General features: G+C 72.1%; 19 protein-coding genes. 11 read left to right on the top strand and 8 right to left on the bottom strand.

All coding sequences use genetic code 11. The features are described 5' to 3' along the window. Positions 1-153: 153 nt before the first annotated feature. Complete coding sequence (locus tag AADR41_RS21955) at positions 154-822, bottom strand: O-methyltransferase (protein WP_342283092.1); 669 nt, start codon at positions 820-822, stop codon at positions 154-156. A gap of 76 nt (positions 823-898) precedes the next feature. Between AADR41_RS21955 and AADR41_RS21950 the strand changes: the two genes are divergently transcribed. The 5 genes from AADR41_RS21950 (at position 899) to AADR41_RS21930 (ending at position 7482) form a co-directional block, all read left to right on the top strand. Continuing rightward, positions 899-1555: a CatB-related O-acetyltransferase gene (locus AADR41_RS21950; RefSeq protein WP_342283091.1), complete on the top strand. Its 657-nt coding sequence runs from the start codon at positions 899-901 to the stop codon at positions 1553-1555. Beyond that, the gene (locus AADR41_RS21945) at positions 1552-2391 is read left to right on the top strand and encodes an MOSC domain-containing protein (protein WP_342283090.1); all 840 of its coding nucleotides are present in this window, start codon (positions 1552-1554) and stop codon (positions 2389-2391) included. The genes AADR41_RS21950 and AADR41_RS21945 overlap by 4 nt, the downstream gene beginning before the upstream one ends. A gap of 241 nt (positions 2392-2632) precedes the next feature. Beyond that, positions 2633-2869 carry a tectonin domain-containing protein gene (locus AADR41_RS21940; protein ID WP_342283089.1) on the top strand — a complete coding sequence of 79 codons (237 nt, stop codon included), beginning with the start codon at positions 2633-2635 and terminating at the stop codon, positions 2867-2869. A gap of 132 nt (positions 2870-3001) precedes the next feature. Then, positions 3002-3655: an ATP-dependent endonuclease gene (locus AADR41_RS21935; RefSeq protein WP_342283088.1), complete on the top strand. Its 654-nt coding sequence runs from the start codon at positions 3002-3004 to the stop codon at positions 3653-3655. A 182-nt stretch (positions 3656-3837) separates the two neighbouring features. After that, the gene (locus AADR41_RS21930; RefSeq protein WP_342283087.1) at positions 3838-7482 is read left to right on the top strand and encodes a hypothetical protein; all 3645 of its coding nucleotides are present in this window, start codon (positions 3838-3840) and stop codon (positions 7480-7482) included. A gap of 190 nt (positions 7483-7672) precedes the next feature. Here AADR41_RS21930 and AADR41_RS21925 read toward each other — a convergent pair whose 3' ends face one another. Then, on the bottom strand, positions 7673-8650 hold the full coding sequence (locus AADR41_RS21925; RefSeq protein WP_342283086.1) for a winged helix-turn-helix domain-containing protein: 978 nt from the start codon (positions 8648-8650) through the stop codon (positions 7673-7675). A gap of 61 nt (positions 8651-8711) precedes the next feature. On the opposite strand from AADR41_RS21925, the gene AADR41_RS21920 reads away from it, so the two are divergent. Beyond that, the gene (locus tag AADR41_RS21920; protein ID WP_342283085.1) at positions 8712-9977 is read left to right on the top strand and encodes an MFS transporter; all 1266 of its coding nucleotides are present in this window, start codon (positions 8712-8714) and stop codon (positions 9975-9977) included. Here AADR41_RS21920 and AADR41_RS21915 read toward each other — a convergent pair. Next, positions 9940-10590, bottom strand: a complete 651-nt coding sequence (locus AADR41_RS21915; protein ID WP_342283084.1) for a mycothiol-dependent nitroreductase Rv2466c family protein — start codon at positions 10588-10590, stop codon at positions 9940-9942. The two genes, AADR41_RS21920 and AADR41_RS21915, sit on opposite strands and share 38 nt — an antisense overlap. 132 nt (positions 10591-10722) lie before the next feature. Here AADR41_RS21915 and pepN (AADR41_RS21910) point away from each other — a divergent pair, with 132 nt between their 5' ends. The 4 genes from pepN (AADR41_RS21910) (at position 10723) to AADR41_RS21895 (ending at position 19594) form a co-directional block, all read left to right on the top strand. Next, a complete protein-coding gene (pepN, locus tag AADR41_RS21910; RefSeq protein ID WP_342283083.1) occupies positions 10723-13344 on the top strand; it encodes an aminopeptidase N in 2622 nt (873 codons plus the stop codon). 263 nt (positions 13345-13607) lie between these two features. Then, positions 13608-14693 carry a hypothetical protein gene (locus tag AADR41_RS21905; protein ID WP_342283082.1) on the top strand — a complete coding sequence of 362 codons (1086 nt, stop codon included), beginning with the start codon at positions 13608-13610 and terminating at the stop codon, positions 14691-14693. Between the two features lie 367 nt (positions 14694-15060). Further along, positions 15061-18375: a S8 family serine peptidase gene (locus AADR41_RS21900; RefSeq protein ID WP_342283081.1), complete on the top strand. Its 3315-nt coding sequence runs from the start codon at positions 15061-15063 to the stop codon at positions 18373-18375. A 190-nt stretch (positions 18376-18565) separates the two neighbouring features. Continuing rightward, the gene (locus AADR41_RS21895; protein ID WP_342283080.1) at positions 18566-19594 is read left to right on the top strand and encodes an aspartate-semialdehyde dehydrogenase; all 1029 of its coding nucleotides are present in this window, start codon (positions 18566-18568) and stop codon (positions 19592-19594) included. A gap of 74 nt (positions 19595-19668) precedes the next feature. On the opposite strand, the gene AADR41_RS21890 is transcribed toward AADR41_RS21895, so the two are convergent. Together AADR41_RS21890 and AADR41_RS21885 are read right to left on the bottom strand one after the other, a co-directional pair. After that, positions 19669-20016, bottom strand: coding sequence for a type II toxin-antitoxin system PemK/MazF family toxin (locus tag AADR41_RS21890; protein WP_342283079.1), 348 nt, complete (start codon positions 20014-20016; stop codon positions 19669-19671). Continuing rightward, positions 20009-20233 (bottom strand): ribbon-helix-helix domain-containing protein, encoded by a 225-nt coding sequence (locus AADR41_RS21885; RefSeq protein ID WP_124717675.1) that lies wholly within the window; start codon positions 20231-20233, stop codon positions 20009-20011. Before AADR41_RS21885 ends, AADR41_RS21890 begins: the two co-directional genes overlap by 8 nt. A gap of 99 nt (positions 20234-20332) precedes the next feature. Between AADR41_RS21885 and pepN (AADR41_RS21880) the strand changes: the two genes are divergently transcribed. Further along, positions 20333-22909 carry an aminopeptidase N gene (gene pepN, locus AADR41_RS21880; protein WP_342283078.1) on the top strand — a complete coding sequence of 859 codons (2577 nt, stop codon included), beginning with the start codon at positions 20333-20335 and terminating at the stop codon, positions 22907-22909. A 232-nt stretch (positions 22910-23141) separates the two neighbouring features. On the opposite strand, the gene alc is transcribed toward pepN (AADR41_RS21880), so the two are convergent. The 3 genes from alc to AADR41_RS21865 form a co-directional block, all read right to left on the bottom strand. Further along, a complete protein-coding gene (gene alc, locus AADR41_RS21875) occupies positions 23142-24281 on the bottom strand; it encodes an allantoicase (RefSeq protein ID WP_342283077.1) in 1140 nt (379 codons plus the stop codon). 55 nt (positions 24282-24336) lie between these two features. Beyond that, the gene (locus AADR41_RS21870; RefSeq protein WP_342283076.1) at positions 24337-25260 is read right to left on the bottom strand and encodes a LysR family transcriptional regulator; all 924 of its coding nucleotides are present in this window, start codon (positions 25258-25260) and stop codon (positions 24337-24339) included. Positions 25261-25368: 108 nt separating this feature from the next. Further along, positions 25369-25599: a hypothetical protein gene (locus AADR41_RS21865; RefSeq protein ID WP_124717671.1), complete on the bottom strand. Its 231-nt coding sequence runs from the start codon at positions 25597-25599 to the stop codon at positions 25369-25371. Positions 25600-25682 lie beyond the last annotated feature (83 nt).

Genomic DNA, 25682 nt, shown 5'->3' with positions numbered 1-25682 from the left:
AACTGTTGGAGGCTTCTCCCCTGGATGCCTTTCCCGGGGCCTCCCCCGGGGCCCCTCCCCCGAGGCCTTGCCCCGGGCTCACCACGCAGAGCACCGTCCCAGCGAGGAAGGTGCGGGACGGGGCCCCGTGTCCGGGCGTGACAGGTGCGGGCGTCAGCCGGTGACCAGCGCCAGCATCAGCCCGTCGTACCCCTTGCTCCCGACGGTCTGCAGCGCGGTCGCGCTCAACGTCGGCTCCGCCGCGACGAGTTCGGTGAACCGGCGTACGCCCTGCACCGTCGGGTCGTCGCTGCCGCCGTCGACCACCTCCCCGTCGCGCACGACGTTGTCGGCGACGATCAGGCTCCCGGGCCGGGTCAGCTTCAGGGACCAGGCGAGGTAGTCGGGGTTGCTCGGCTTGTCGGCGTCGATGAACACCACATCGAACGGTCCGTACCCCTCCTCCGCGATCTCCGGCAGCGTGTCGAGCGCCCGGCCGACCCGGATCTCGACGGCAGCCGCGAGCCCGGCCCGCTCGATGTTGGCCCGCGCCACCTCCGCGTACGCCGGATCGGCCTCCAGCGTCACGACCCTGCCGCCCTCCGGCAGCGCGCGGGCCAGCCAGATGGTGCTGTAGCCGCCCAGGGTGCCGATCTCCAGCACGGTGCGCGCGCCCTGGAGCCGGGCCAGCAGGTTCAGCAGCTTGCCCTGGTTGGCCGCGACCTGGATCGCCGGAAGACCCGCCCCGTCACTGGCCTCCACGGCCGCGTCCAGGGCTTCGTCCGGGCCCACCAGCAGTCCGTTGAAGTAGTCGTCGACCTCGGCCCACCGCGCGTCCGTCATGGCTTCACCTCTCCACTATCCAATGAGTTCCCAAAAGGAACCTACATCATGCGAGGTGGATGCGATGATGAGCGCCATGGATTCGAGCCCGGCCCCCGCCGACCCCACTGTTCTGCACCCGATGCCCGGCCAGCCCCGGGTCGTACTGCTGAAGCCTCTGGTGAAGTCCGAGCTGATCGAGGTCGGAGACTTCTCGTACTACGACGACCCGGACGACGCGACCGCGTTCGAGACGCGCAACGTGCTGTACCACTACGGCCCGGAGAAGCTCGTCATCGGGAAGTTCTGCGCGCTGGGGACCGGGACGCGGTTCATCATGAACGGCGCCAACCACCGGATGGACGGCCCGTCCACCTTCCCGTTCCCCTCCATGGGCGGCTCCTGGGCCGAGCACTTCGACCTGCTCACCGGGCTGCCGGGCCGGGGCGACACCGTCGTGGGCAACGACGTCTGGTTCGGCTACGACGCCATGGTGATGCCGGGCGTACGGATCGGACACGGTGCGATCATCGGCGCCGGCTCGGTCGTCACCTCGGACGTGCCCGACTACGGCATCGTCGGCGGCAACCCGGCCCGGCTGATCCGCACCCGCTACGACGAGGAGACCGTCGCCCGGCTCCTCGCCGTCGCCTGGTGGGACTGGCCCACCGATCACCTCACCCGACACATCCGCACCATCATGTCCGGCAGCGTCGACGCTCTCGAAGCGGCTGCCCCGGAGGGGACACCATGACGATCACCGTCCGCGAACTGGCCTACTACCCGGTCAAGGGCTGCGCCGGGACCACGGTCGACTCCGCGCAGGTCCTCGGCACGGGCCTGGAACACGACCGCACGTTCATGGTGGTGGACGCGGCCGACGGCTCCTTCCGCAGCCAGCGCACACACCCCGCGATGGCCGCGATCAGGGTCGTGGTCCTGGACGGCGGGGCGGCCCTGGCCCTGACCGCCGAGGGCGTCGAGCCGTTGCGCCTGGACGTGGACGGCGACGGCGCGCGCCGCGACGTCAGCATGTTCGACCGCCCCCTCGGCATGGCCGCCGACCAGGGGGACGAGGTCGCGGAGTGGTTCTCCGACGCACTCGGCGTGAAGTCCCGTCTGGTGCGGGTGCTTCCCGGCTTCGACCGGGACGGCTGGGGCGACACCCCCGGCAAGGTCAACTTCGCGGACGCGCACGCGGTGCTGGTCACCTCGACGGCCTCCCTGGACGGCCTCAACGCCCGCATCACCGCCCGGGGCGACGCGAAGGCCGTCCCGATGAACCGCTTCCGCCCCAACATCGTCCTGACCGGCGACGACGAGCCCCACTTCGAGGACCGGGTGCGCCGGATGCTCCTCGGCACGGTGGAACTGGCCCACTCGACCCGGGCGACGCGCTGTGCCGTCCCCATGGTCGACCAGTCCACCGGCCACCGCGCGGGTCCGGAACCGATCCGCACCCTGTCGACGTACCGCCGCGAACCGGAGTTCAACAACAAGGTCAGCTTCGGCGCGAAGAACGCGGTGGTCTGTGAGGGCGTGGTGAGCGTCGGGGACGTGGTCGAGGTCGCGGAGTGGCTCGGCGCGTAGCTGCGCCGGACGTCACGCACTTTTGACCGGAACACCGCCCCTGTTCCCTTGTGGGTTACAGCGGATTCGGCCTCCTGATGGCGAGGCGGGTGAGCCACACCCCTGGCAGGCAGAGGGGCGAAGAGAGCCAAACGGCGATTTTTGGTTTGTCTCTGTAGCCAATCGGCATATCAGGCCGTTTGGGTGATCCCTCCGAGCAGCAAAATTCCCCTCGCAAGGTTCGAGGTAAGGGGACAGGAAAATGGCTGACTGGAAGAACGTCTCCGGTGGTCTCACTTCGATCTCGGTCGGGTCCAGGACTCATGTCTGGGGCGTGAACTCCCTGGGCCAGATCTACCGCTACACCGGCCACGACTCCAACCCATGGGTAGGCATCCCCGGCAAGGCCGTCGACATCGGCGCGGCGGCCGACGGCACCGTATGGCACGTCAACTCAGCAGGCGGCATCTACCGCTACACCGGAGACCAGCCGAGCTGATCCCGGCCGCCGAGGGGAGTGGGGCCACGCACACCGCGTGGGCCCACTCCTCCCGGCTGCGGACGCTGTCGGGGAAACGTGTATGCGTACGGGATCCCCGCCGTGCAGGATGGCCTCGGAAAGCGAGGTCCCGTGGATGAGTTGAGGCGATTCCGCCAGGCAGTGGTCGCATGGGCGGCCGGCGGGGCGGGGGCGGACGCGGCAGCCGTGGAAGCGCGGGAACTGGCCGGTGGTGTGCGTACGGCCGTGCTCGTCGAGGGGGGCAGCGACCAGGTCGCGATCGAGGCACTGGCCACACGCCACGGCCGCGACCTCGGCGCGGAGGGCGTCGCGGTCGTACCGCTCGGCGGCGCGACGAGCATCGGGCGCTTCCTGAACGTGTGCGGCCCGCCGGGGCTCGGTCTCCCGCTGGCGGGACTCTGCGACATCGGCGAGGAGCGGCACTTCCGGCGCCACCTGGAGCGGGTCGGGCTCGGCTCCGGCCTCACCCGCGCCGGACTGGAGACCCTCGGTTTCCAGGTGTGCGTCGCCGACCTGGAGGACGAGCTGATCCGCGCCCTCGGTGCCGAAGAGGTGCAGCAAGTGATCGAGGCCCAGGGCGAGATCCGCCCGTTCCTCACGTTCCAGGGCCAGCCGGCACAGCGGGAACGCCCCGTGGAACACCAGCTGCGGCGGTTCATGGGCACACACAGCGGCCGCAAGGCGCTCTACGCGCAGGCGCTGATCGCCCACCTGGACCTCAAGCACGTGCCCCGGCCACTGGAACGCCTCCTCGCGAACGTCTAGCGCACACGTCCCCGGGTGCGTCGGCCCCCGAAGGCCCGCACCGTGCGGGCGGGGCCGCCGTGTTCGACGGGTCCGGCTCCCCGCGCGGGTCCTGCCCGTGGCCGGGGTCGCCGGGGTCCCGCGGCGAGGCACCGGGGCATGCGAGCCCGCACGGCCCGAACAAGAGCCCTAGCATGACAGCCATGGCGTTCACGGCATTCACGGCAGAGGCGCAGGTGGGAGCGGCGGGACGGACGCTGCGCGGCATTCTCGACGTTGCCCGGGGTCCGGACGGTACGGGCCAGGAGGAAGCGGGCGCCGCTCTGCGGGCGGTGGAGCGGGGGCGGCCCGCGCGTACGGTGGCGGCGAAGGTCGCCGCGGCCGGTGGGGTCGATGCCCAAGCGGCCGCGCTGCTACGGGAATTGGCCGGACGCCACCTCGACTCCGACATGAGCCGGTGGCGCGGCCTGTACGACGCGCTTCCCGGGTACCGTGGCGACCTGCCCGCGCTGCTCGCCGAGCCGCCGACGCCCCTGGAGTCCGGCGACACGCTCCGTGCGCCCGCACCCCGCAGCGTCCACACCACACTCGGTCTGCTCCTGGAGCACGCCGAGCCGTGCGATGCCGCCGCGGCCCTGGCCGCGCTGCCCGAGCGGGCGACGACGGACCTGCTCGCCGCTGGGGCACCGCCCGCGCCCGCCCTCGTCGCCGCCGTGCTCGACCACGGCGACCGCCGTTCCCGCGCCGCGCTGGCCCGCCATCCCCGGCTCGACACCCGGGTGCTCGCCCGGCTGGCCGCGATCGGCGACGCCCGGGTCTCGGCCGCCGTCTACCGCAACCCGCGCACCACCGCGTCCCTGCGCCGTGCCATCGCGCACCGGACCGGCACCGTTCCCCTCGACGGCGCGCTGCTCGACGAGCTGACGGCACCGCACGGCGATGTGCCGCTCTCCTGGCTGGCGCCGCTGCTCGGTTCCGGCGACCCGAGGCTCGTGGTCCTCGCGCTGCGGGTCGGGTTCCGTCAGGTCGCGCAGCAGTACGCGCTGGTGCGGATCTGGGAGCGCGGCGGCCCGGACGCCGTACGCGCCCTGCTCGACGACCCTGCCGCGACCGCCTGGCTGAGCGGGGCCGTCGTGACCGCGGTGACCGAAGCCCTGTCCGGCACGGGCGACGACACGGACGGCGACAGAGCCGGCGGCACGGGCGACGGCAGGGACGGCAGGGACGGCGACACGGGAGCCGCCGCCCTGCGCCGGCTGCGTGCGCAGTGCGAGCCGTACGAGGACCCGGCCCGGCTGCCCGCGCTGCTGGCCACCGCACGGGGCACCAGCACCCTGCGCGATCTGCTGGCCGAGCCGTACGCGCACGATCTCGACGCCCTGGCCGCGGCCCACGCCGCGACCCCGTTCATGCCCAAGGCCTGCGAGGAGCTGGCCCGCCACGAGGCGGCGGACGACACCCAGCGCCTGGCGTTCCGGCTGAGCGTCCTCAACGAGCCGTGGCGGGCCGGCGGACGCCGCGCGGGCAACAGCACACCACCCGCGCGACGCCTGGCCGAGGAGTCGCTAGACGACAGCGCGACCCGCTGGGCGGAGGGCATGGCGGGTGCGGGCCTCCTCGACCCCGTCGAACTGGTGCGCACCGCGCGGCCCGCCGTCCACGCCATGGCCGCGCTCGCCCGGCTCGCCGAACGGAACCTGCTGGGCGAGGCGTCCGCCGCCGAACTCCGCGCGCTGGCCGCGGCGCACCTGGAGGAACGGCCGCACGCCTGGGCGTCGTTCGACACCCTGCTGCCCGAACACGAAGGAACGGTCGCGGAGTTGATCGCCGCAGCGGGCGCGGCCGTCGTAGAGGGGACCGAGGAGGCCGAGGAGGCCGTCGAACCCGGCCCGCCGGCCGCGGCGACGCCGCCCCGGGCACCCCTGTACCGGATCGACCGGGTCCACGCCCTGCCCTCCCTCGACCTGCTGTACTCCCTCGCCCCCGCCGACGCACCACGGCCCGCATCCCCCGACGTGCTGCGCGCGCTGTCCGTGCACGACTGGAGCGACGCGCCCGGCCTCACCACCCCGGACTGGTTCGCCGACGCCTGCGCCGCCGAGGGCATTCCCGCGTCCGAGGAGGGCTGTGTGTACGCCGCGCCGAGCCTCGCCGAGATACGCGCGAAGCTCCCGGAGTCGTACGGATCGAGCACACACCTCACCGAACACGCCTACCGTCAGGGCGTGTTGCCCGCGGACGAACTGCTCACCACGCTGCCCGCGCACCGGCTGCTCGCGCTGCCGCACGACTGGCGGCGGCTGGCGTTCGCGGAGGCCTGGCGGTCCGCGCTCGCCCGGCGGCTGCGCGCCGAGCTCGGCACCGACCCCGACGCCTGGCTCCGGCTGGCCGCGACGGTGACGGCGTCCGAAGCCGCCGAGGAGGGGCTGACCTGGGCGGAGCTGCTGGGGCGCGCGCAGTCGCGGCCGGGTGGAGCCGTCCCGGCGAGGGGCGGCGGGCCGCTCGTGCCGAAGCCCGGACCGGGCACACCCGACGAGGCGATCAAGCTCCTGGAGCGCGGCAACCACCTGTGGACATGGCCGGAGGGCACCCTGCTCTGCCTGGCGGACGCCGAGGTCGTGGACGCCGTGCTGCCCCGGCTCGGCCCCGACGGGCCCTGGCTCCTGGCCGCGTATCTGCTGCGGTACGACCGCACGCCGCTCCCGGTCCTCGACCGGCTGCTGGCCGGACGCGACCGCGACGCGCTGCGCGTCCTCGCCGAGCAGGCCCGCTGGATGAGGCGGAGCGGATCGGTGGAGCGCCTCGTCGACCTCGACGACCCCGACGTGGACCTCGCCCTGCTGCGGCAGGGGAGCCCCCGGCCCCTCGTCCACCGAATCGTGGCCCGCTCACGGCCGGCCGCCGGGAGGACGTCGCTGGGCGGCCGGGTACTGGCCGACTGGCGCGCCCGCGGCTCCGCCTGTCCGGCCGGGGGCTCGGCGTGGCTCTGCTCCGCCGAACCCGACCTCGTCGAGGAGCTGCTCGCCAAGGAAGGAACGAAGCTCGACGTCGCCCATCAACTCCTCGGCTGTCTGCGGCTGCTGGAGCACGGTGGCGCCGACCGGCTGGCCCGCGTCGCGGGCGCGGACCTGCTGGGGCGGGCCGCCACCACCGTGTGCGCGAAGGCCCTGGCAGCCGCCGACCCCGTCGCCGTGCTCCGCGCCCGGCTCGACCGCGAACTGGCTCCGGGCAAGCTCGTCGCGAAGCTGCGGCGCGCCCAGAACGCCGCGCAGACACGCATGGTCTTCAGGTCGCTCCCGCCGGGCGTGGCCGTGGACTGGGCGGCTCTCGAAACCGCCCACGCCGAGGACCCGATCCCGTACTGGTCCGACGTGGTCCGCCTCGACGAGGCGCCCGAGGAGGTCCGGCTGCGGCACGCGGCGCTGCTGGGCGAGCCGGGTCCCGACGGGCTGTCCGGGAACGTGGGGCTGACCCGGGAGCGAGCCCGGCACGGGCTCGGCGGCCTGTACCACTGCGCGCCGACCACCCAGCTGGACGGGCTGCTCGCGGCGGGCCTGCTGACCGGCACGGACCTGCTGCGGTCGGCGGCCCCGGCCGCGCGCATCCTCGCCTACCTGAGCGGGACCGCCCGCCGCACGGACGCCCCGCCCGAGGCCGCCGCCGCCCGGGCCGGCCTCGCGGAGCTCGTACGCTCCCGGCTCGGCACGGACGGGGCGGCCTGGGCCCGCGTCGCCGAACGCCTGACCGGGCTCGCGCCCGGGTGGGAGCCGATGTCACCGGTGACCGGGCTGCTGGACACGACCGGGCCCGGACGACCCTCCCATGGAGCCGTCGAGTTCAAGGAGTGACACCCGACGGGGCTGCGGTCCCGCGCAGTGGGACCTGAGACGTGGGACGTGGGACGTGGGACGTGCAAGGCGTCCGGCCGGCCTCGTGGCACCGCGGCGGCAGTTGAGCAGTGGCGGACGGACACCGCCCGCGCGACGGCCGGCGCGAGGCCGTCCAGCGGTTGCGGACGAAAGCCGGGTGCGGGGCGCCTCACCCGCCCCCCTGGGCCCCCACCAGTACGTCCCCCGCCTCCGTGCGGAAGTAGAGGACGGAGCGGCCGGCCCGGCGGCGACCCGCCAGGCCCGCGTCCAGGAGGATCTTGAGGTGGCGGCCGACCGAGCCGAGGGCCTGGCCGGTCAGGGCGGCCAGTTGGGTGGTGCTCTTCGGGCTGGAGAGGAGGACCAGGACCGATGCCCGCCCCGGGCCGAGGAGGCGGGACAGGCTGTCCGGGACCCGGGCCCGCTCCGCGTCGGCGAGGGTGCCCGAGCAGGGGTAGACGAGTGCGTAGCGCTCGGCCGCGTCGTCCCAGGAGGCCCAGCCGGAGCGCTGGGTGACCGGGACGAACAGCAGCCGTGCGCCGGAGAGTTGCTTCGGGGGATAGTCGTGCGCGTTGATCCGGAGCCGGCTCCCGCCCAGCCATCGCATCCCCGGGCACAGACCGCCCAGGGCGGCCGCCCAGCCGCCCTGGCTCAGCTGTCCGGTCCGCGCGACGATGTCCGCCTCGATGATCCGGCGGCGGCGCGGCCAGTCCGGCAGGACGGTGTGCAGCCAGACCCAGTGCAGGACGTCGGCGGCCCGCCGGGCCAGGTCGTCGCGGTCCAGGAGCGGCGGGAGGGGGATGCCACCGAGCGCCACCGTCAGGTCCGCCCGGGCACGCTCGGGGGTGGTCGCCCGGACGGGGGCCAGCTCCTCCTCGAAGGTCGGGGCGCCCTCGCCGGTCGGAGTGGGGGTCAGGAAGTCCGCGCTCCAACTGCCGCCGAGCCCCGCCGGTACGAGCCGGGCCGCCACCGGGTCGGCGGCCTGCCGGGCACGGTAGGCGGGCAGATGGGCGTCGAGCCAGGCCCGTTCGCCGGGGTGGTCGGGCCGGCCCCGCTCCAGGGAGTTCAGGGCGGAGACGGTCTCGGCGAGGGGTGAGACGACGAACCGGCTCCCCGCGAGTGTGTCCGTGTCGATCTGCCACATGCCCATGACGTTTCGCCTCCGCGCGAAACTGTAACGGCCGTCCCGGACCACCGCCGAGACTCCCCGGATGCGCACCTACCGGGAACTCTTCCGTACGCCGCAGTTCGGGCCGCTCTTCGCGACCAGTGCCGTCCAGACCGCGGCGTCGACGACGAGCGGGCTGGCCCTCGGCACGCTCGTCTACGCCGCGACCGACTCGCCGCTGCTCGCCGCCCTGTCCATGTTCGGCTCCTCGCTCGCCCAGATGCTCGGGGCGACCCTGCTGATGTCCGCGGCGGACCGGCTGCCGCCCCGGGCCGCGACGACCGGTCTGGCGCTCGCCTTCGGGGTGGCCACCGCCGTTCTCGCCGTGCCCGGGCTTCCGCTGCCGGTGGTCTTCGCGATCATCCTGGCCCAGGGGGTGGTCGCCGCCGTGGGCGGCGGGGTGCGGTACGGGCTGCTCACCGAGGTACTGCCCAAGGACGGCTATCTGCTGGGGCGTTCCGTACTGAACATGTGCTCCGGACTGATGCAGATCGCCGGGTTCGCGCTCGGTGGGCTGCTGGTGACGACGCTCTCCGCGCGCGGCACACTGCTGGTCGCCGCCGCCCTGTATCTGACGGGTGCGGCCGTCGCCCGTTTCGGGCTGGCGCGCAGGGCGCCGCGCGCCGCCGGGCGGCCGTCGGCCGCCGAGACCTGGCGGGTCAACGCCCTGCTGTGGTCCTCGGGCCCGCGCCGCCGGGTCTACCTCGCGCTCTGGGTGCCCAACGGGCTGATCGTCGGCTGCGAGTCGCTCTTCGTCCCGTACGCCCCCGAGCGCGCCGGGCTCCTCTTCGCCTTCGCCGCGCTGGGGATGCTCGTCGGGGACACCGTGGCGGGCCGGTTCTTCGCCCGGCGGTGGCGCGGACGGCTGGCCACTCCCCTGCAGCTGCTCCTGGCCGTCCCGTATCTGCTCTTCGCCACCCGCCCGGCGCTCCCGGCGGCGCTCGCCCTGGCGGCACTCGCCTCGGTCGGGTTCGCGGCGAGTCTGCTGTTCCAGGAACGGCTGATGACCCTGGTCCCGGACGAGTTCACCGGCCAGGCGCTCGGCCTGCACTCCTCCGGGATGCTCACCATGCAGGGCGTCGCGGCGGCACTGGCCGGCACCGTCGCCCAGTGGACCTCCCCCGCGACGGCGATGACCGTGATGGCGGCGGCCTCGATCGCGGTCACCCTGGCCCTGACCGCGGCCGGTCGCCGGGCCGCGGGAGCGGGAGCGGTGGACGAGCACGGTGCGGAACCGGACGGCCGCCCCGCCCCGCAGCGCCCCGTACAGGTCAGTCGAAGATCGGCCCCTGGGTCCGGGTCCGCTTGATCTCGTAGAAGCCGGGGATCGACGCGACCAGCAGCGTGCCGTCCCACAGCTTCGCCGCGTCCTCGCCCTTCGGGGCGGGGGTGACGACCGGGCCGAAGAAGGCGATCTGCTCGCCGTCCGCGCCCGGGACGGCGATGACCGGGGTGCCGACGTCCTGGCCGACCTTGTCGATGCCCTCCTTGTGGGAGGCGCGCAGCTCGGTGTCGTACACGTCCGAGTCCGCGAAGTCCGCCAGCTCGGCCGGCAGACCGACGTCCTGGAGCGCGGCCACGACCGCCTCGCGCGTGGCGCCCTCGCCCTGGTTGTGGAAACGGGTGCCGAGCGCGGTGTAGAGCGGGCCGACGACCTCGTCGCCGTGCTTCTGCTGGGCGGCGACGACGACGCGGACCGGGCCCCAGCCCTTCTCCAGCAGCTCCCGGTACTCCTCCGGCAGCTCGTCGAGCCTGTCCTCGTTGAGGACGGACAGGCTCATCACGTGCCAGCGGACCTCGACATCACGGACCTTCTCCACCTCCAGCATCCAGCGGGAGGTCATCCAGGCCCAGGGGCAGAGCGGGTCGAACCAGAAGTCGACAGGGGTCTTCCCGGTCGTCGCCGTGCTGTTGTCGGGCATCGTCTCTCCTCGTAAGGGCGATCGCGTCTGTGCGCAGAACGTTCCCGGAGGCACCCGCCATTCCCGCATGCCGGGCCGAGTGGCGGCATGGGAGGATCAAAGTATTCGAACGTGACACAAAGGAGTGTGCCCGTGCCCGGTGAGAACCTGTCCCGCGACGAGGCCCGCGAGCGGGCCGAGCTGCTCAGCGTCGACGGCTACGAGGTCGATCTCGATCTGCGGTCCGCCGTCGGCGGGCCCGACGGGGACGGGGACACCGCCTCCGGTCCGCGGACCTTCCGCTCGGTGACCACCATCCGCTTCCGCAACGCGCGGGCGGGGGCGTCGACCTTCGCGGATCTGGTGGCGCCTGCCGTGAACGCGGTGACGCTGAACGGGCGGCCGCTCGACCCCGCCACCGTCTTCGACGGCACCCGGGTGGCGCTGGACGAGCTGCCGGAGGGCGAGAACGTCCTGGTGGTCGACGCGCAGTGCGCGTACAGCCGGACCGGCGAGGGCATGCACCGGTTCGTGGACCCGGAGGACGGCGAGGTCTACCTCTACACGCAGTACGAGCCGGCCGACTCGCGTCGCGTCTTCGCGAACTTCGAGCAGCCCGATCTGAAGGCCCCCTTCCGCTTCCAGGTGACGGCGCCCGAGGGCTGGACGGTCCGGAGCAACGGGGCCGAGGAGTCCCGGGACGGCGAGGTCCGGCGGTTCGCCGAGACGAAGCCGATCTCCACGTACATCACGGCGGTCGTCGCCGGTCCGTACCACTACGTGACGGACTCCTACAGCCGCACCTTCGAGGACGGCACGACGCTGGAGATCCCGCTCGGCGCGATGTGCCGCAAGGGCCTCGCCCGGCACTTCGACGCGGACGACATCTTCCTGATCACCAAGCAGGGCCTGGACTTCTTCCACGACAACTTCGACTACCCGTACCCGTTCGGGAAGTACGACCAGGCGTTCGTGCCCGAGTACAACCTCGGCGCGATGGAGAACCCGGGCTGTGTCACGTTCCGCGAGGAGTACATCTTCCGCGGCAAGGTGACACAGGCGGCGTACGAGAGCCGGGCCAACGTCATCCTGCACGAGATGGCCCACATGTGGTTCGGGGACCTCGTCACCATGCAGTGGTGGGACGACCTGTGGCTGAAGGAGTCGTTCGCCGACTTCATGGGCGCCTTCACCATGGTCGAGTCGACCCGTTTCAAGGACGGCTGGGTCACCTTCGCGAACAACCGCAAGTCCTGGGCGTACCGCGCCGACCAGCTGCCGTCCACCCACCCGATCACGGCCGACATCCGTGACCTGGAGGACGCCAAGCTGAACTTCGACGGCATCACGTACGCCAAGGGCGCCTCGGTGCTGAAGCAGCTGGTGGCGTACGTGGGGCGGGAGGCGTTCCTGGAGGGCGCGCGGCGCTACTTCAAGAAGCACGCCTACGGCAACACGCAGCTGGGTGATCTGCTGTCGGTGCTGACCGAGACCTCGGGGCGGGACATGGCCGCCTGGTCGCGCTCGTGGCTGCAGACCGCGGGCGTCAACTCGCTGACCCCGGTGGTGACGTACGACGCGGCGGACCGGATCACGGAGCTGGCGGTCCTCCAGGAGGCGGCCGAGTCGCACCCGGAGCTCCGGCCGCACCGGGTCGCGGTCGGCCTGTACCGGCGCGCCGCCGACGGCGACCTGGTGCGCTACGCCCGCGCCGAGGTCGACGTGGCCGGGCCGCGCACGGTGGTCACGGAGCTGGCGGGGGCCGAGCGGCCCGAGCTGATCCTGGTCAACGACGACGACCTCACGTACTGCAAGGTCCGTTTCGACGAGGCGTCGCTGGCCACGCTGCGGGCGCACCTCGGCGACATGACCGACCCCCTGGCACGGGCACTGTGCTGGTCCGCGCTGTGGAACATGACCCGGGACGGGCTGATGCCGGCCCGCGACTTCCTCTCCCTGGTGCTGGCCTTCGCCGGCCGGGAGTCCGACATCGGCGTGCTCCAGATGCTGCACGCCTGGACCCGGACCGCGCTCACCCAGTACGCGGCGCCCGGGTGGCGCGAGGAGGGCGGCCGGGCGCTGGCCGAGGGCGCGTTGCGGGAGCTGCGGGTCGCCGAGCCGGGCAGCGAGCACCAGTTGGCGTGGGCGCGGTTCTTCGCTTCGGTCGCCGATTCGGAGGCGGACTTCCGTCTGCTGTCGGGGCTGCTGGACGGCTCGGCCCGGATCGACGGGCTCGACGTCGACCAGGAGCTTCGGTGGGCGTTCCTGTCCCCGCTGGCCTCGCACGGGGTGGCCGACGAGTCGGTCATCGACGCCGAACTGGCCCGCGACGACACGGCGTCCGGCAAGCGGCACCAGGTGCGGTGCCTGGCCTCGCGGCCCTCCGCCGCGGTCAAGGCGCAGGCGTGGGCGGGCGTCGTGGAGTCGGACGCGCTGTCCAACGCGCTGGTCGAGGCGACGATCGCGGGCTTCGCGCCGTCGTCGCAGCGGGAGCTGCTGGCGCCGTACACGGGCAAGTACTTCGACGCGATCGAGCGGGTCTGGGCCGAGCGGTCGATCCAGATCGGGGTGATCGTGGTCAAGGGCCTGTTCCCGGCCCTTCAGGACGACCCGGCGACGCTGGCCGCCACGGACGAATGGCTGTCCGCCCACGCGGACGCGGCGCCGGCGCTGCGCAGGCTGGTGCTCGAAGCCCGGGACGACCTGGCGCGGGCGCTGCGGGCGCAGGCGTGCGACACGGGCGCGGCGGAGGCCGGGGCAGCGGCCGGGCTCTGAGGACGCGCAGTGGGCAGGGGCGGTACGGGGCCGGCTTGTCCGGCCCCGCACCGCCCCTGCCCGCACCGCGCCGCCCCGTCCGGCACCGCACCGGTCCCGCACCGTACCGTCCGGGCCCGCGCTCCGGCCCGCGCGGTAGTAAGGGGGCGGGCCGGGCCTTTTCGGTCGTCGAACGCGCGTACTTTAGGACGGCGTTGTCCTGAATTGTCGACGAGCGTGTAACAGGGGTTAGCGCCGCCACGTCGTGCGGGATACCCCGGAACATGACCAAGAACACCCCGCCCTCCGCGACCTCCCCCTGCCACCCCCGCAGCACCGCCGATCTCCGCCAACGCGTGCTGTCCGCAGCACAGTTGAAGACGCGGGGGGTGTCCGTCGCGGAGGCCGCCGCGCGCTGCGGGGACGACGGGCCGTGGCAGCAGCCGCTGCCCGGTGTGTACGTACTGCACCCGGAGCCGCCCACCGGCGAGGAACGGCTGCGCGCCGCCCTGCTGTACGCCGGCCGGCCACCGGCCTCCGGCCGGCGGAGCGTACCGGCGCAGCCGGGCCGGGAGGCGGACCCGGGGTCGGGGTACGGCGCGGCCATGATCACCGGGCTCGCCGCGCTCGCCCTGCACGGGTTCGCCGCCGCCCCGCCGCCCGCACCGGCGGACGCCGTCGATGTGCTGGTGCCGCGCACCCGGCGGCTGCGCTCGGTCGGGTACGTACGCCTGGTGCGCGCCGGCGGAACGCCCCGCGCCGAGCAATTGCGCGGCCTGCCCGTGGCTCCCGTGGAGCGGGCACTCGCGGACGCGATCGCCGGACTCGGGGATCCGCTGGCCGTACGCGGGCTGCTCATCGAGGCAGTGCGCGGCGGTCACTGCGAACCGGCCGTGGTGGTACGGGAGTTGAGCCGTGCCAAGCTGCTGGGGCGCCCTCAGGTGGTGGCGGCCGTCGACTCCTTCCTCGCCGAGGGCCGGGCGCTGGCCGAGGGCCGGCTCTACGACCTGGTGCGGACGTACGGGCTGCCGGAGCCGTTGTGGAACGTGGAGCTGCGGCTGCCCGGCGGCCCCCTGCTCGGCGGGGTGGACGCCTACTGGCCCGAGCAGGCGGTCGCCGTGGAGCTGGACACCAGGGCGCCGCGGCGCGGCGGGCCCGGGAACGGCCGGTACCGGGAGGAGCACGAGGCCCGGTGGTCCGCGTACGCCGCCCGGCGGGAGCACCTGGAGCGGCTGGGCATCACCGTCGTCCACCTCACGCCGGCAAAGCTCCGCGACGCGGGCGAGCAGCAGGCGGTCGTGGTGCGTACGGCGCTGATGGCGGCCGCCGACCGCGAACCGGCCGCACAGGTGATGGTCCTGCCGCGTTGAGCGACGCCACGTGGTGATCCCGCCCGTCCGGACGGAGCCACCGAGCGGAGCCACCAGGCCGGAACCGCCGGGACGGACCGCGGGGGCGGACCGCCGGGACGGAACGCGGGGACGGGCCGCGGAGACGAAGGCGCGGAAAGGGAGTCGCGCACGCGGAACCGCGAAAGCGGGACCGCGGAGAACGGCGGAGCGGGTCACAGGCGCCACTTATCCACCGCTTCATCCCTGATGGCGCATCAGTACCAGTGGCGGGATTCTGCCATGTCCTCATCTGGCCCCCTTCAACTCTCCACAAACCCCTGTCATTTACGAAAGGGTGAGCGGTCATCCGGTACCGAATTCCGGACTCTCTCTTTCATATCCAGGGATGCTGATGACCTCCGAATCCCCCAGTTCCATACCCGGGGCGAGACGCGCGGCCCGAGTCGCGGCTGCCGCCGGTCTGGTGGCCGCACTGGCCGCCACCGGCGTCGCCCCCGTCTTCGCCGCCGACGCCCCCGACACCGCGCCCGTCAAGTCGGCCGCCGCCGGGGACGCCACGGCGAACAAGCTCGGCACCAACGACGAGCAACTTCTGGCCAAGGCCAAGGCCAAGGGCCAGAAGAACGTCACGATGATGGTTGCCACCGCTCCCGGTGCGACCGAGCAGGTCGCCAAGCAGCTGGACGCCGTCAAGGGCTCCGTGCTGGGACGCGCCTACGACAAGCTCGGCTACGTACGGGCCACCGTGCCCACCGCGACCGCCGAGGCGACCATCAAGGCGGCCGCCAAGCTGCCGTCCGTCCACGGCATCGATCTCAAGCAGGAGATCAAGCTGGACGACCCGACGCCGACCGCGGACCGGGCGACCGGCGCCAAGGCCGGCATCAGGTCGACCGGTTCCTACCCGGCGCCCGGCAAGAAGACCCCGGCGAAGAACCCGTACAACCCGTCGTTCGAGACGGGCGCGGTCGACTTCGTCCAGCAGCACCCGAAGGCCGACGGCCGCGGGGTGACCATCGGTGTTCTCGACTCGGGTGTCGACCTCGGTCACCCGGCGCTGCAGAAGACCACCACCGGTGCCCGCAAGATCGTCGACTGGGTGACCGCGACCGACCCGGTCAGTGACGGCGACGGCACCTGGCTGCGGATGACGGACGCCGTGTCCGGCCCGACGTTCACGTACAAGGGCAGCACGTACAAGGCGCCCGAGGGCGACTACCGGATCAAGCTGTTCGCCGAGTCCGCCACCAGGGGCGGCGACATGGCGGGCGACCTGAACCGCGACGGTGACACCACCGACGTGTGGGCGGTGCTCTACGACCCGGTCACCGGCACCACCCGCGTCGACCTGAACAACAACGCGGACTTCTCCGACGACGCCGTGCTCAAGCCGTACAAGGAGAAGCACCAGGTCTCCTACTTCGGCAAGGACGACCCGCGGACCGATGTCGTCGAGCGCATCCCGTTCGTCGTCGAGACCCGCAAGAACGTCGTCTACAACGCGGCCGGCGACACCTCCGACTTCGTCAACATCGGTGTCATCGAGAGCGAGCACGGCACCCACGTCGCGGGCATCACCGCCGCGAACGGCCTGTTCGGCGGCAAGATGAACGGTGCCGCGCCGGGCGCGAAGATCGTCTCCTCGCGTGCCTGCACCTGGGACGGCGGCTGCACCAACATCGCGCTCACCGAGGGCATGATCGACCTCGTCGTGAACCGCGGTGTCGATGTCGTCAACATGTCGATCGGCGGCCTGCCGCCGCTCAACGACGGCAACAACGCCCGCGCCGAGCTCTACAAGCGGCTCGTCGACATCTACGGTGTCCAGCTGGTCATCTCGGCCGGCAACGACGGTCCGGGCGTCAACACCATCGGTGACCCCGGCCTCGCCGACCACGTGATCTCCGTCGGCGCGTCGATCTCCAAGGAGACCTGGGCCGCCAACTACGGCTCCAACGTCACCAAGAAGTACGACATGCTGCCCTTCTCCTCGCGCGGTCCGCGTGAGGACGGCGGCTTCGCGCCGATCCTGACCGCTCCGGGCGCGTCCATCAACACCACCCAGACCTGGCTGCCCGGCGGCCCGGTCAAGGAGTCGGGCTACTCGCTCCCGGCCGGCTACTCCATGCTGCAGGGCACCTCGATGGCCTCGCCGCAGGCCGCGGGCGCCACCGCGCTGCTGCTGTCCGCCGCGAAGCAGAAGCACATCGAGCTGCCCCCGGCCGACCTGCGCACCGCGCTGACCAGCACCGCCACCCACATCAAGGGTGTGCCCGCGCACGCCCAGGGTTCCGGTCTGATCGACATCGTCGGCGCCTGGAAGCAGATCGAGAAGCAGGGCACCCCGGCGCACGAGTACTCGGTGAAGGCCCCGGTCGACACCGCGATCGACTTCGCGCTGAAGACCCCCGGCTTCGGTACCGGCCTGTACGACCGCGAGGGCGGCCTGAAGGCCGGCCAGAAGAAGTCGTACGACGTCACGATCACCCGCACCACGGGTCCGGACAAGGCCGTCAAGCACAAGCTGTCGTGGAAGAACAACGACGGCACCTTCAAGCTGACCGGTCCGAGCACCGTCTCGCTGCCGCTGGGCAAGCCGGTCACCGTCAAGGTCCAGGCGAAGCCGGGCAGCGCGGGCGTGCACAGCGCGATCCTGAAGGTGGACGACCCCAGGACCGCCGGTGTGGACCAGCAGATCCTCACCACGGTGGTCGTCTCCACCAAGCTGGTGAAGCCCGGCTACGCGTTCAAGGCGTCCGGCTCGGTGCAGCGCAACGGCACCACGTCGTACTTCGTGACCGTGCCGGAGGGCGCCAAGACCCTTGAGGTCGCGATGAGCGCGCTGCGCTCGGGCAGCCAGACCCGCTTCATCTCCCTCCACCCGTACGGGGTGCAGATGGAGGACAGCGGAACGCCGTTCTGCTACCCGAACTACGAGAACCCGGCCAACACCTGCCGTCCGGACGTGCGCTCGTACAAGGACCCGCAGCCGGGCGTCTGGGAGATCGAGGTCGAGGCACGGCGCACGTCGCCGCTGCTGGACAACCCGTACAAGCTGGATGTCTCGCTGCTCGGCGCCACCTTCGACCCGGCGGTGCAGACCATCGCCGAGGCGAAGATCGGCACCCCGGCCTCGGTGAACTGGAACGTCACCAACAACGCCGGCCCGCTGGAGGGCAGGCTCAAGGGCGGCTCGCTGGGCTCGGCCAAGGTCGACAAGCCGTCGATCAAGACGGGTGACACCCAGGAGTACACGGTCACCATCGGTGAGGGCGTCGAGAAGCTGGACGTCAACATCGGCGGCACGGCGGACGCCAACGCGGACCTGGACCTGTACGTCTACCGGGGCGACACCGAGGTCGGCAAGTCCACCACGGCGGGCTCCGAGGAGGCCGTCAGCCTGGCGAAGCCGGCCGCCGGCACGTACACCGTCGTGATCGACGGCTACGACGTCCCGGCCGGCACCACCACGTACGACTACCGCGACGTGTACTACACGCCGTCGCTCGGCACGATCAAGGTCGACGAGTCGAAGGCCGTGAACCTGGCCAACGGCGCCTCGGCGCAGATCGGTGCCGAGGTCTCGGTCGCCTCCGCCGCCCCCGAGGGCCGGCAGTTCTTCGGCGAGGTGCACCTGGTGAACGGCAAGGGATCCCCGGCCGGTACCGGCAGCGTCGTGATCGAGAAGGTCACGAAGTAACGGTCACCATGTGATCCGTACGACAGGCACGACGGTGGGGCGGGCGCTCGGCCGAGCTCGCGCCCCACTGCCGTGTGCCCGGCCGGGCGGGCACTGTCCGTACCCCGGACAATGGATTGGACAAGAAAGCCGTGGACATACGCATCATGGAGCGGCAACCGTCTCAGTTCGAACGTTCGAAGGAGTCCCCGTGAAGGTCGGAATCGTCGGCGCCACCGGTCAGGTCGGCACAGTCATGCGCAGCATCCTGGCCGAGCGGAAGTTCCCGGCCGACGAACTGCGGCTGTTCGCCTCCGCGCGTTCCGCGGGCTCGACGATCGAGTGGGAAGGCCGGGAGATCACCGTCGAGGACGCCTCGACGGCCGACTACACCGGGCTGGACATCGTGCTGTTCTCGGCCGGTGGCGCCACGTCGAAGGCGCTCGCCGAGAAGGTCGCCTCGCAGGGTGCCGTCGTGATCGACAACTCCTCCGCCTGGCGCAAGGACCCCGCGGTCCCCCTCGTCGTCTCCGAGGTCAACCCGCACGCGATCGCCGACCGGCCCAAGGGCATCATCGCCAATCCGAACTGCACCACGATGGCCGCCATGCCCGTGCTGCGCCCGCTGCACGACGAGGCCGGGCTCGACGCGCTGGTCGTCGCCAGCTACCAGGCGGTGTCCGGCTCCGGGCTGGCCGGTGTCGCCGAGCTGCACGGCCAGGCGTCCAAGGTCGTCGCCGAGGCCGACCGGCTCACCCACGACGGCGGGGCCGTCGAGTTCCCCGAGCCGGGCGTCTACAAGCGTCCGATCGCCTTCAACGTGCTGCCGCTGGCCGGGGCGATCGTGGACGACGGCTCCTTCGAGACCGACGAGGAGCAGAAGCTCCGCAACGAGTCCCGCAAGATCCTGGAGATCCCGGAGCTGAAGGTGTCCGGCACCTGCGTCCGGGTGCCGGTCTTCACCGGCCACTCGCTCCAGATCAACGCCCGTTTCGCCCGTCCGATCGGCGTCGAGCGCGCCTACGAGCTGCTGAAGGACGCGCCGGGCGTCGAGGTCTCCGAGATCCCCACCCCGCTCCAGGCGGCCGGCAAGGACGTCTCGTTCGTCGGCCGGATCCGGGCCGACGAGACCGTGGAGAACGGCCTCGCGCTCTTCGTCTCCGGCGACAACCTGCGCAAGGGCGCGGCGCTGAACGCGGTGCAGATCGCGGAGCTGGTCGCGGCGGAGCTGAACGGCTGACGCCGGACGGACACGGGAAAGGGCGGTCACCGGGCAGTCCCGGTGGCCGCCCTTTCGCATGCGTCCGGCGTCCGTCAGAGGGCGAGGTGGCGTCGCAGGGCGGCGTCGATCTCGGCCAGACGCTGGCGGGGGACGGTGCCGACCCGCTTCAGGACGCGGTCCGGGGTGACTGCCCGGATCTGCTCGCACTGGACCTTCGAATCCCTCGGCAGACGACACTCGTCGGCTCGGAGAAGGACCTGGAACGTGAGAACACGGGCGGTGTTCGACGTCAGGGGCACGACGGTGACGACGCCTCTGCCATTGAGCTCGACCGACTGGTTGGCGGCGTTGTTGGACACGATCACGGCCGGCCTGACCTTGTTGGCCTCGCTGCCTCTGGCCGGCTCCAGATCGACCAGGTGGATGTCTCCCCTACGCATCGGCGATTCCGTCCCCGACCGTGCGGTCCCAGAGCTCGGCGTCCTCACTCGCGTCCCACTCCTCGAACGCCTCCGTGTACTCCGCCTCCAGGCCGGCGGCACGCAACAGCTCGATCGCGGCGTGTATCACCGCGGACCGGGAGTCCGCCTCGGTCTTCATGGCGTACTCATCGACGAAGGCGACATCCTCCTGCGGCAGACTCACACTGATCTTCATACCACCGATGCTACCGCAGTAGCTCACCTGTGGCCACTCCACTTCGGTGCACGACGTGGAAGGATGACCGGAAACGTCACATACCAAGGAGATGACCGCGTGCCTGGCACGAATCTGACCCGCGAAGAGGCACAGGAGCGGGCGCGCCTGCTGACCGTGGACGCGTACGAGATCGATCTCGACCTCTCCGGAGCGCAGGAGGGCGGCACCTACCGGTCCGTGACCACCGTGCGCTTCGACTCCGCCGAAGACGGTGCGGAGACCTTCATCGACCTGGTCGCCCCGGCCGTGCACGAGGTCGAGCTGAACGGCCGGTCGCTGGACGTCGCGGCCGTGTTCCGCGACTCGCGCATCGCGCTGCCGCACCTGGTCGCGGGCTCCAACGAGCTGAGGGTCGTCGCCGACTGCGCGTACACCAACACGGGCGAGGGCCTGCACCGCTTCGTCGACCCGGTCGACCAGCAGGCGTACCTCTACACCCAGTTCGAGGTGCCGGACGCCCGCCGTGTCTTCGCGAGCTTCGAGCAGCCGGACCTGAAGGCGACGTTCCGGTTCACCGTGACGGCTCCCGAGGGCTGGACGGTCATCTCGAACTCTCCGACGCCCGAGCCGAAGGACAACGTCTGGTCCTTCGAGCCGACGCCGCGCATCTCGTCGTACATCACGGCCCTGATCGTCGGCCCGTACCACTCGGTGCACAGCAGCTACGAGAAGGACGGCCGGTCCGTCCCGCTCGGCATCTACTGCCGTCCGTCGCTGGCCGAGTTCCTCGACGCGGACGCGATCTTCGACGTCACCCGGCAGGGCTTCGACTGGTTCCAGGAGAAGTTCGACTACGACTACCCGTTCGCCAAGTACGACCAGCTCTTCGTCCCGGAGTTCAACGCGGGCGCGATGGAGAACGCGGGCGCGGTCACCATCCGCGACCAGTACGTGTTCCGTTCGAAGGTCACGGACGCCGCGTACGAGACGCGGGCCGAGACCATCCTCCACGAGCTGGCCCACATGTGGTTCGGCGACCTGGTCACCATGGAGTGGTGGAACGACCTCTGGCTGAACGAGTCGTTCGCCACGTACACCTCGATCGCCTGCCAGGCGTACGCCGAGGGGTCGAAGTGGCCGCACTCCTGGACCACGTTCGCCAACTCCATGAAGACGTGGGCCTACCGCCAGGACCAGCTGCCCTCCACGCACCCGATCATGGCGGACATCCGTGACCTGGACGACGTGCTGGTCAACTTCGACGGGATCACCTACGCCAAGGGCGCCTCGGTCCTGAAGCAGCTGGTGGCGTACGTCGGCATGGACGAGTTCTTCAAGGGCGTCCAGGCGTACTTCAAGGCGCACGCGTTCGGCAACACCCGGCTGTCCGACCTGCTGGGCGCGCTGGAGGAGACCTCCGGCCGCGACCTGAAGACCTGGTCGAAGGCGTGGCTGGAGACGGCGGGCATCAACATCCTGCGCCCGGAGATCACCACGGACGAGAACGGCCACGTCACGTCGTTCACCGTGCTTCAGGAGGCCCCGGCCCTCCCGGCCGGCGCGAAGGGCGAGCCGACGCTGCGGCCGCACCGCATCGCCATCGGCTGCTACGAACTCGACGGCTCCGGCAAGCTGGTCCGCACGGACCGGATCGAGCTGGACGTCGACGGGGCGCGCACGACCGTGCCGTTCCCGGCCGGCACCGCCCGTCCCGCGGTGATCCTGCTCAACGACGACGACCTCTCGTACGCGAAGGTCCGGCTCGACGAGGAGTCGCTGCGGGTCGTCACCGAGCACCTCGGCGACTTCACCGAGTCCCTCCCCCGCGCCCTGTGCTGGGCCTCCGCCTGGGACATGACCCGCGACGGCGAGCTGGCCACCCGCGACTACCTGGCCCTGGTGCTCTCCGGCATCGGCAAGGAGTCGGACATCGGCGTCGTCCAGTCGCTGCACCGCCAGGTGAAGCTGGCGCTGGACCTGTACGCGGCGCCGGAGTGGCGGGAGGCCGGGCTGACCCGGTGGACCGAGGCCACGCTCGCGCACCTGCGCGCGGCGGAGCCGGGCAGCGACCACCAGCTGGCCTGGGCCCGCGCCTTCGCGGCGACGGCCCGCACCCCGCAGCAGACGGACCTGCTCCAGTCGCTGCTCGACGGCCGGGAGACGGTCGAGGGCCTGGCCGTCGACACCGAGCTGCGCTGGGCGTTCGTCGAGCGGCTCGCCGCGGCCGGTCTCCTCGAAGAGGACGAGATCGCCGCCGAGTACGAGCGTGACAAGACGGCGGCGGGCGAGCGCCACGCGGCGACCGCCCGCGCGGCACGCCCCACCGAGGAGGCGAAGGCGGAGGCGTGGGCCTCGGTCGTCGAGTCCGACAAGCTGCCGAACTCCCTCCAGGAGGCGGTCATCACCGGCTTCGTCCAGACCGACCAGCGCGAACTGCTGGCCCCGTACGCGGAGAAGTTCTTCGCCACGGTCAAGGACGTCTGGGACTCGCGCAGCCACGAGATGGCCCAGCAGGTCGCGATCGGCCTCTACCCGGCCCTCCAGGTCTCGCAGGACACCCTGGACGCCACGGACGCCTGGTTCGCCTCGGCGGAGCCGGGCGCGGCCCTGCGCCGCCTGGTGTCGGAGTCCCGCTCGGGCGTGGAACGCGCGCTCAGGGCCCGCGCGGCCGACGCGGCGGCGGCGACGGCGTAACGACCGTCCCCGCACCCGCCGGGGGCAGGAGAACAGGGGCGCCCCGGACCGTTCGCGCGGTCCGGGGCGCCCCTGCCTTTCCGCGCTTCGCCGAGAGGTGCGCTCCGGTCCGGGCTCCGGCCGGCAGACCTTCCGCCGGGGGCTGTCGGCGGTGCTGGAGACCGCCCGTCGGGCGGGCGCCGATCGCGCAGCCGTCCGACGGGCGGAAGCGGGGAAGTGGGGCCGGGATCGCTCAGGCGCCCGATTCCTCGTAGCGGCGGGCGAGTTCGGTCGCGCCGGATTCCGTCAGGCTGCCGTGCAGGCGCATGCGGGCGACCCCGCCGTCCGGGAAGGCGTCGAGGCGGACATGGGTGACGATCGCCTGGGCGCGGAGCGGGAAGCGGTGCAGGGTGTCGGGCTGGAGCCGGGTGCGGGGGATGATCTCGAACCATTCGCCCCTCTCGCCGTTGCGGCCCTGGAGGGCGATCCAGCCGGCCGAGTTGCCCTTGAGGTAGGCCGTGTCGATCTCGATCGCGCGGACCGCGCCCTGGGCGGGCAGACGGAAGCGCACCCAGTCGTTCGTGTCGCGGACCCGGCGGCGGCGGTTCTCCCAGCCGTCGTCCATCTTGCGGGAGGTGCCGGGCAGGATGATCTGGGTCGGCGAGGAGTAGAAGCGGTCGGAGGCGTCCTCGTAGCTGCCGCCGTTCAGGACCGAGATCAGGTCGAACGTGCCGAGCGTGGCGAGCCAGGAGGGGTCGGGGAGGACCTCGCCGTGGACGCGGAGGCGGGCGATGCCGCCGTCGGGGTGCTGGCACAGGCGTACGTGGGTCCAGCGGCGGCCGCCGGTGATCTCGAAGCCGTTGGCGGCGTGGCCGCGTACGGGGGTCGGCGGGACGATCTCCTCCCACTTCACGTCGTCGGCGAGGAGTTCGGCGGGGCCGGGCGAGCCCTCGACCGAGGTGGCCTGGACCGAGACGCGCTGCGGGTAGTTGCCGCGGAAGTGGGCCGTGTCGACGACGATGCCGCGGATGATGCCGGGCGCGCCGAGGCGGATCAGCGCCCAGTCGTGCTCGTCGGGGGCCGGGAACGGGTGCTCCGCGTCCGCGCCGCGCCGGCGGCGGGTCTCCCAGCCGTCCATGATCTTGCCCTTGTGGCCGAAGTGCTCGGGGTCGAAGACCGCGCGCTCCCGGAGCAGGAGGTTCTCGCGCTGGGCGAAGAACTCGTCGTTGGCGGCGATCACGCCCGCGCCGAGGCGGCGGTCGGCGAGGTCGACGAGTTCGGTGAAGGGGAGGTCGGTGGTCCGGTAGTCGGCGTACGGGTCACCACCGCTGTACGGGGCCGCGTCGTTGGCGTGGGGGTCCTCGTGGTGGTTCTCATTCTGGTCGAAGGTCATGCGCCTACTGTCACGGCGGAAGAACCATCAGGTCCAGCGAAAGTTTTTGCACTGTTCATTCAGTGGAAGTGAATGATTCGGCGGTCGTGGTGAGCGCGGCGAGAACCCTGGCCACGGCGGGGCCCCGCTCGGCGCCCTGCCGTACCGCCGCCACCACATGACGGCGCGGCTGGTCGGCGTCGAGCGCCCGCATCACCACGCCGCCCCGGCTGCGGCGTTCCGCCGACGCCATGCGCGGGACCAGCGCCACACCCATGCCCGCCTCGACCATGGCCAGGATCGCCGTCCAGCCGGAGGCGCTGTGCGCCTGCTCGGGCACGAACCCGGCGGCCTCGCAGGCGGCCGTCGTGATCTGCGACCAGGGCCCCGAGCCGCCGAAGATCCATGGTTCGCCGGAGAGGTCCGCCAGCCGTAGGGCGGGCGCGGCGGCGAGGCCGTGGTCCGCCGGCAGCGCCACGTCCAGGGGGTCCACGAGCAGCGGCAGTACCGCGAACCGGGGATCGCGGGCCGTCGGGGCGTGCGCGGCGAGGGACAGCGCGAGGTCCACGTCACCGGCGACCAGCAGCTCGTAGGCCTGGGCGGCCTCCGCCTCCCGCACCCGCACGTCGGGCCCCGGGCGGTCCTCGGCCCGCAGCCGCCGGATCGCCGGTACGACGAGGGCGGACACCGCCGTGGAGAACGCCGCGACCCGCACCTCGCCGGCCTCGCCGCGCAGATAGCCGGTCAGTTCGGCGTCGGCGCGCTCCAGTTGGGCGAAGACCGCCTCGGCGTGACGCAGCACCAGGTGTGCGGCGTCGGTGAGCCTGACCCGTCTGCCCTGGGCCTCAAGGAGCGGTACGCCGAGCTGCCTGGACAGACCGGAGAGCTGCTGCGAGACCCCGGAGGGGGTCATCAGCAGGGCCTGTGCGGTGGCGGTGACCGTGCCCCGGTCGCGCAGAGTGCGCAGGATGCGGAGCTTCTTGACGTCCCACTCGATCATGGCCGCAACCTACCCGGCTCCCCGGACTGGGGACCGGTCGCGGACATGCGTGTGCGCCGCGCGGTACTCGGGGAGTACCTGCGGCGCACTCGGGACGGGCGTGGAGCGTCAGGCCTGCTTCTTGGACTTGTCCAGGACCATGACCAGGCCCGTGATGACCAGGAACAGGACGATGGGTGCCACGACGTAGAGGCCGATGGTCTCCATCGCGCTCAGGCCGGGCCCCGGGTCGTCACCGTCGTCGCGGGTGAGCGCGAGCGCGGGGGACGACATGAGCAGCATCATCAGCGTCGTTCCGGCCGCGACGGCGCCGGCGCGCATAGCGTTCTTCTTGTCCACGGTGCAAACGTAGCGAACGCCCGCGAGGGGCGCGCGCCCGGGGGTGCCGTACGGGGTTCGGGGCGCGATCCGGGGCGTGGTCG

This window comes from Streptomyces sp. CLV115, from assembly GCF_038448545.1.
Taxonomy (GTDB): domain Bacteria; phylum Actinomycetota; class Actinomycetes; order Streptomycetales; family Streptomycetaceae; genus Streptomyces; species Streptomyces sanglieri.
Note: the sequence above shows the minus strand (reverse complement) of the source record. Positions and strands in the feature narration are given on the sequence as shown.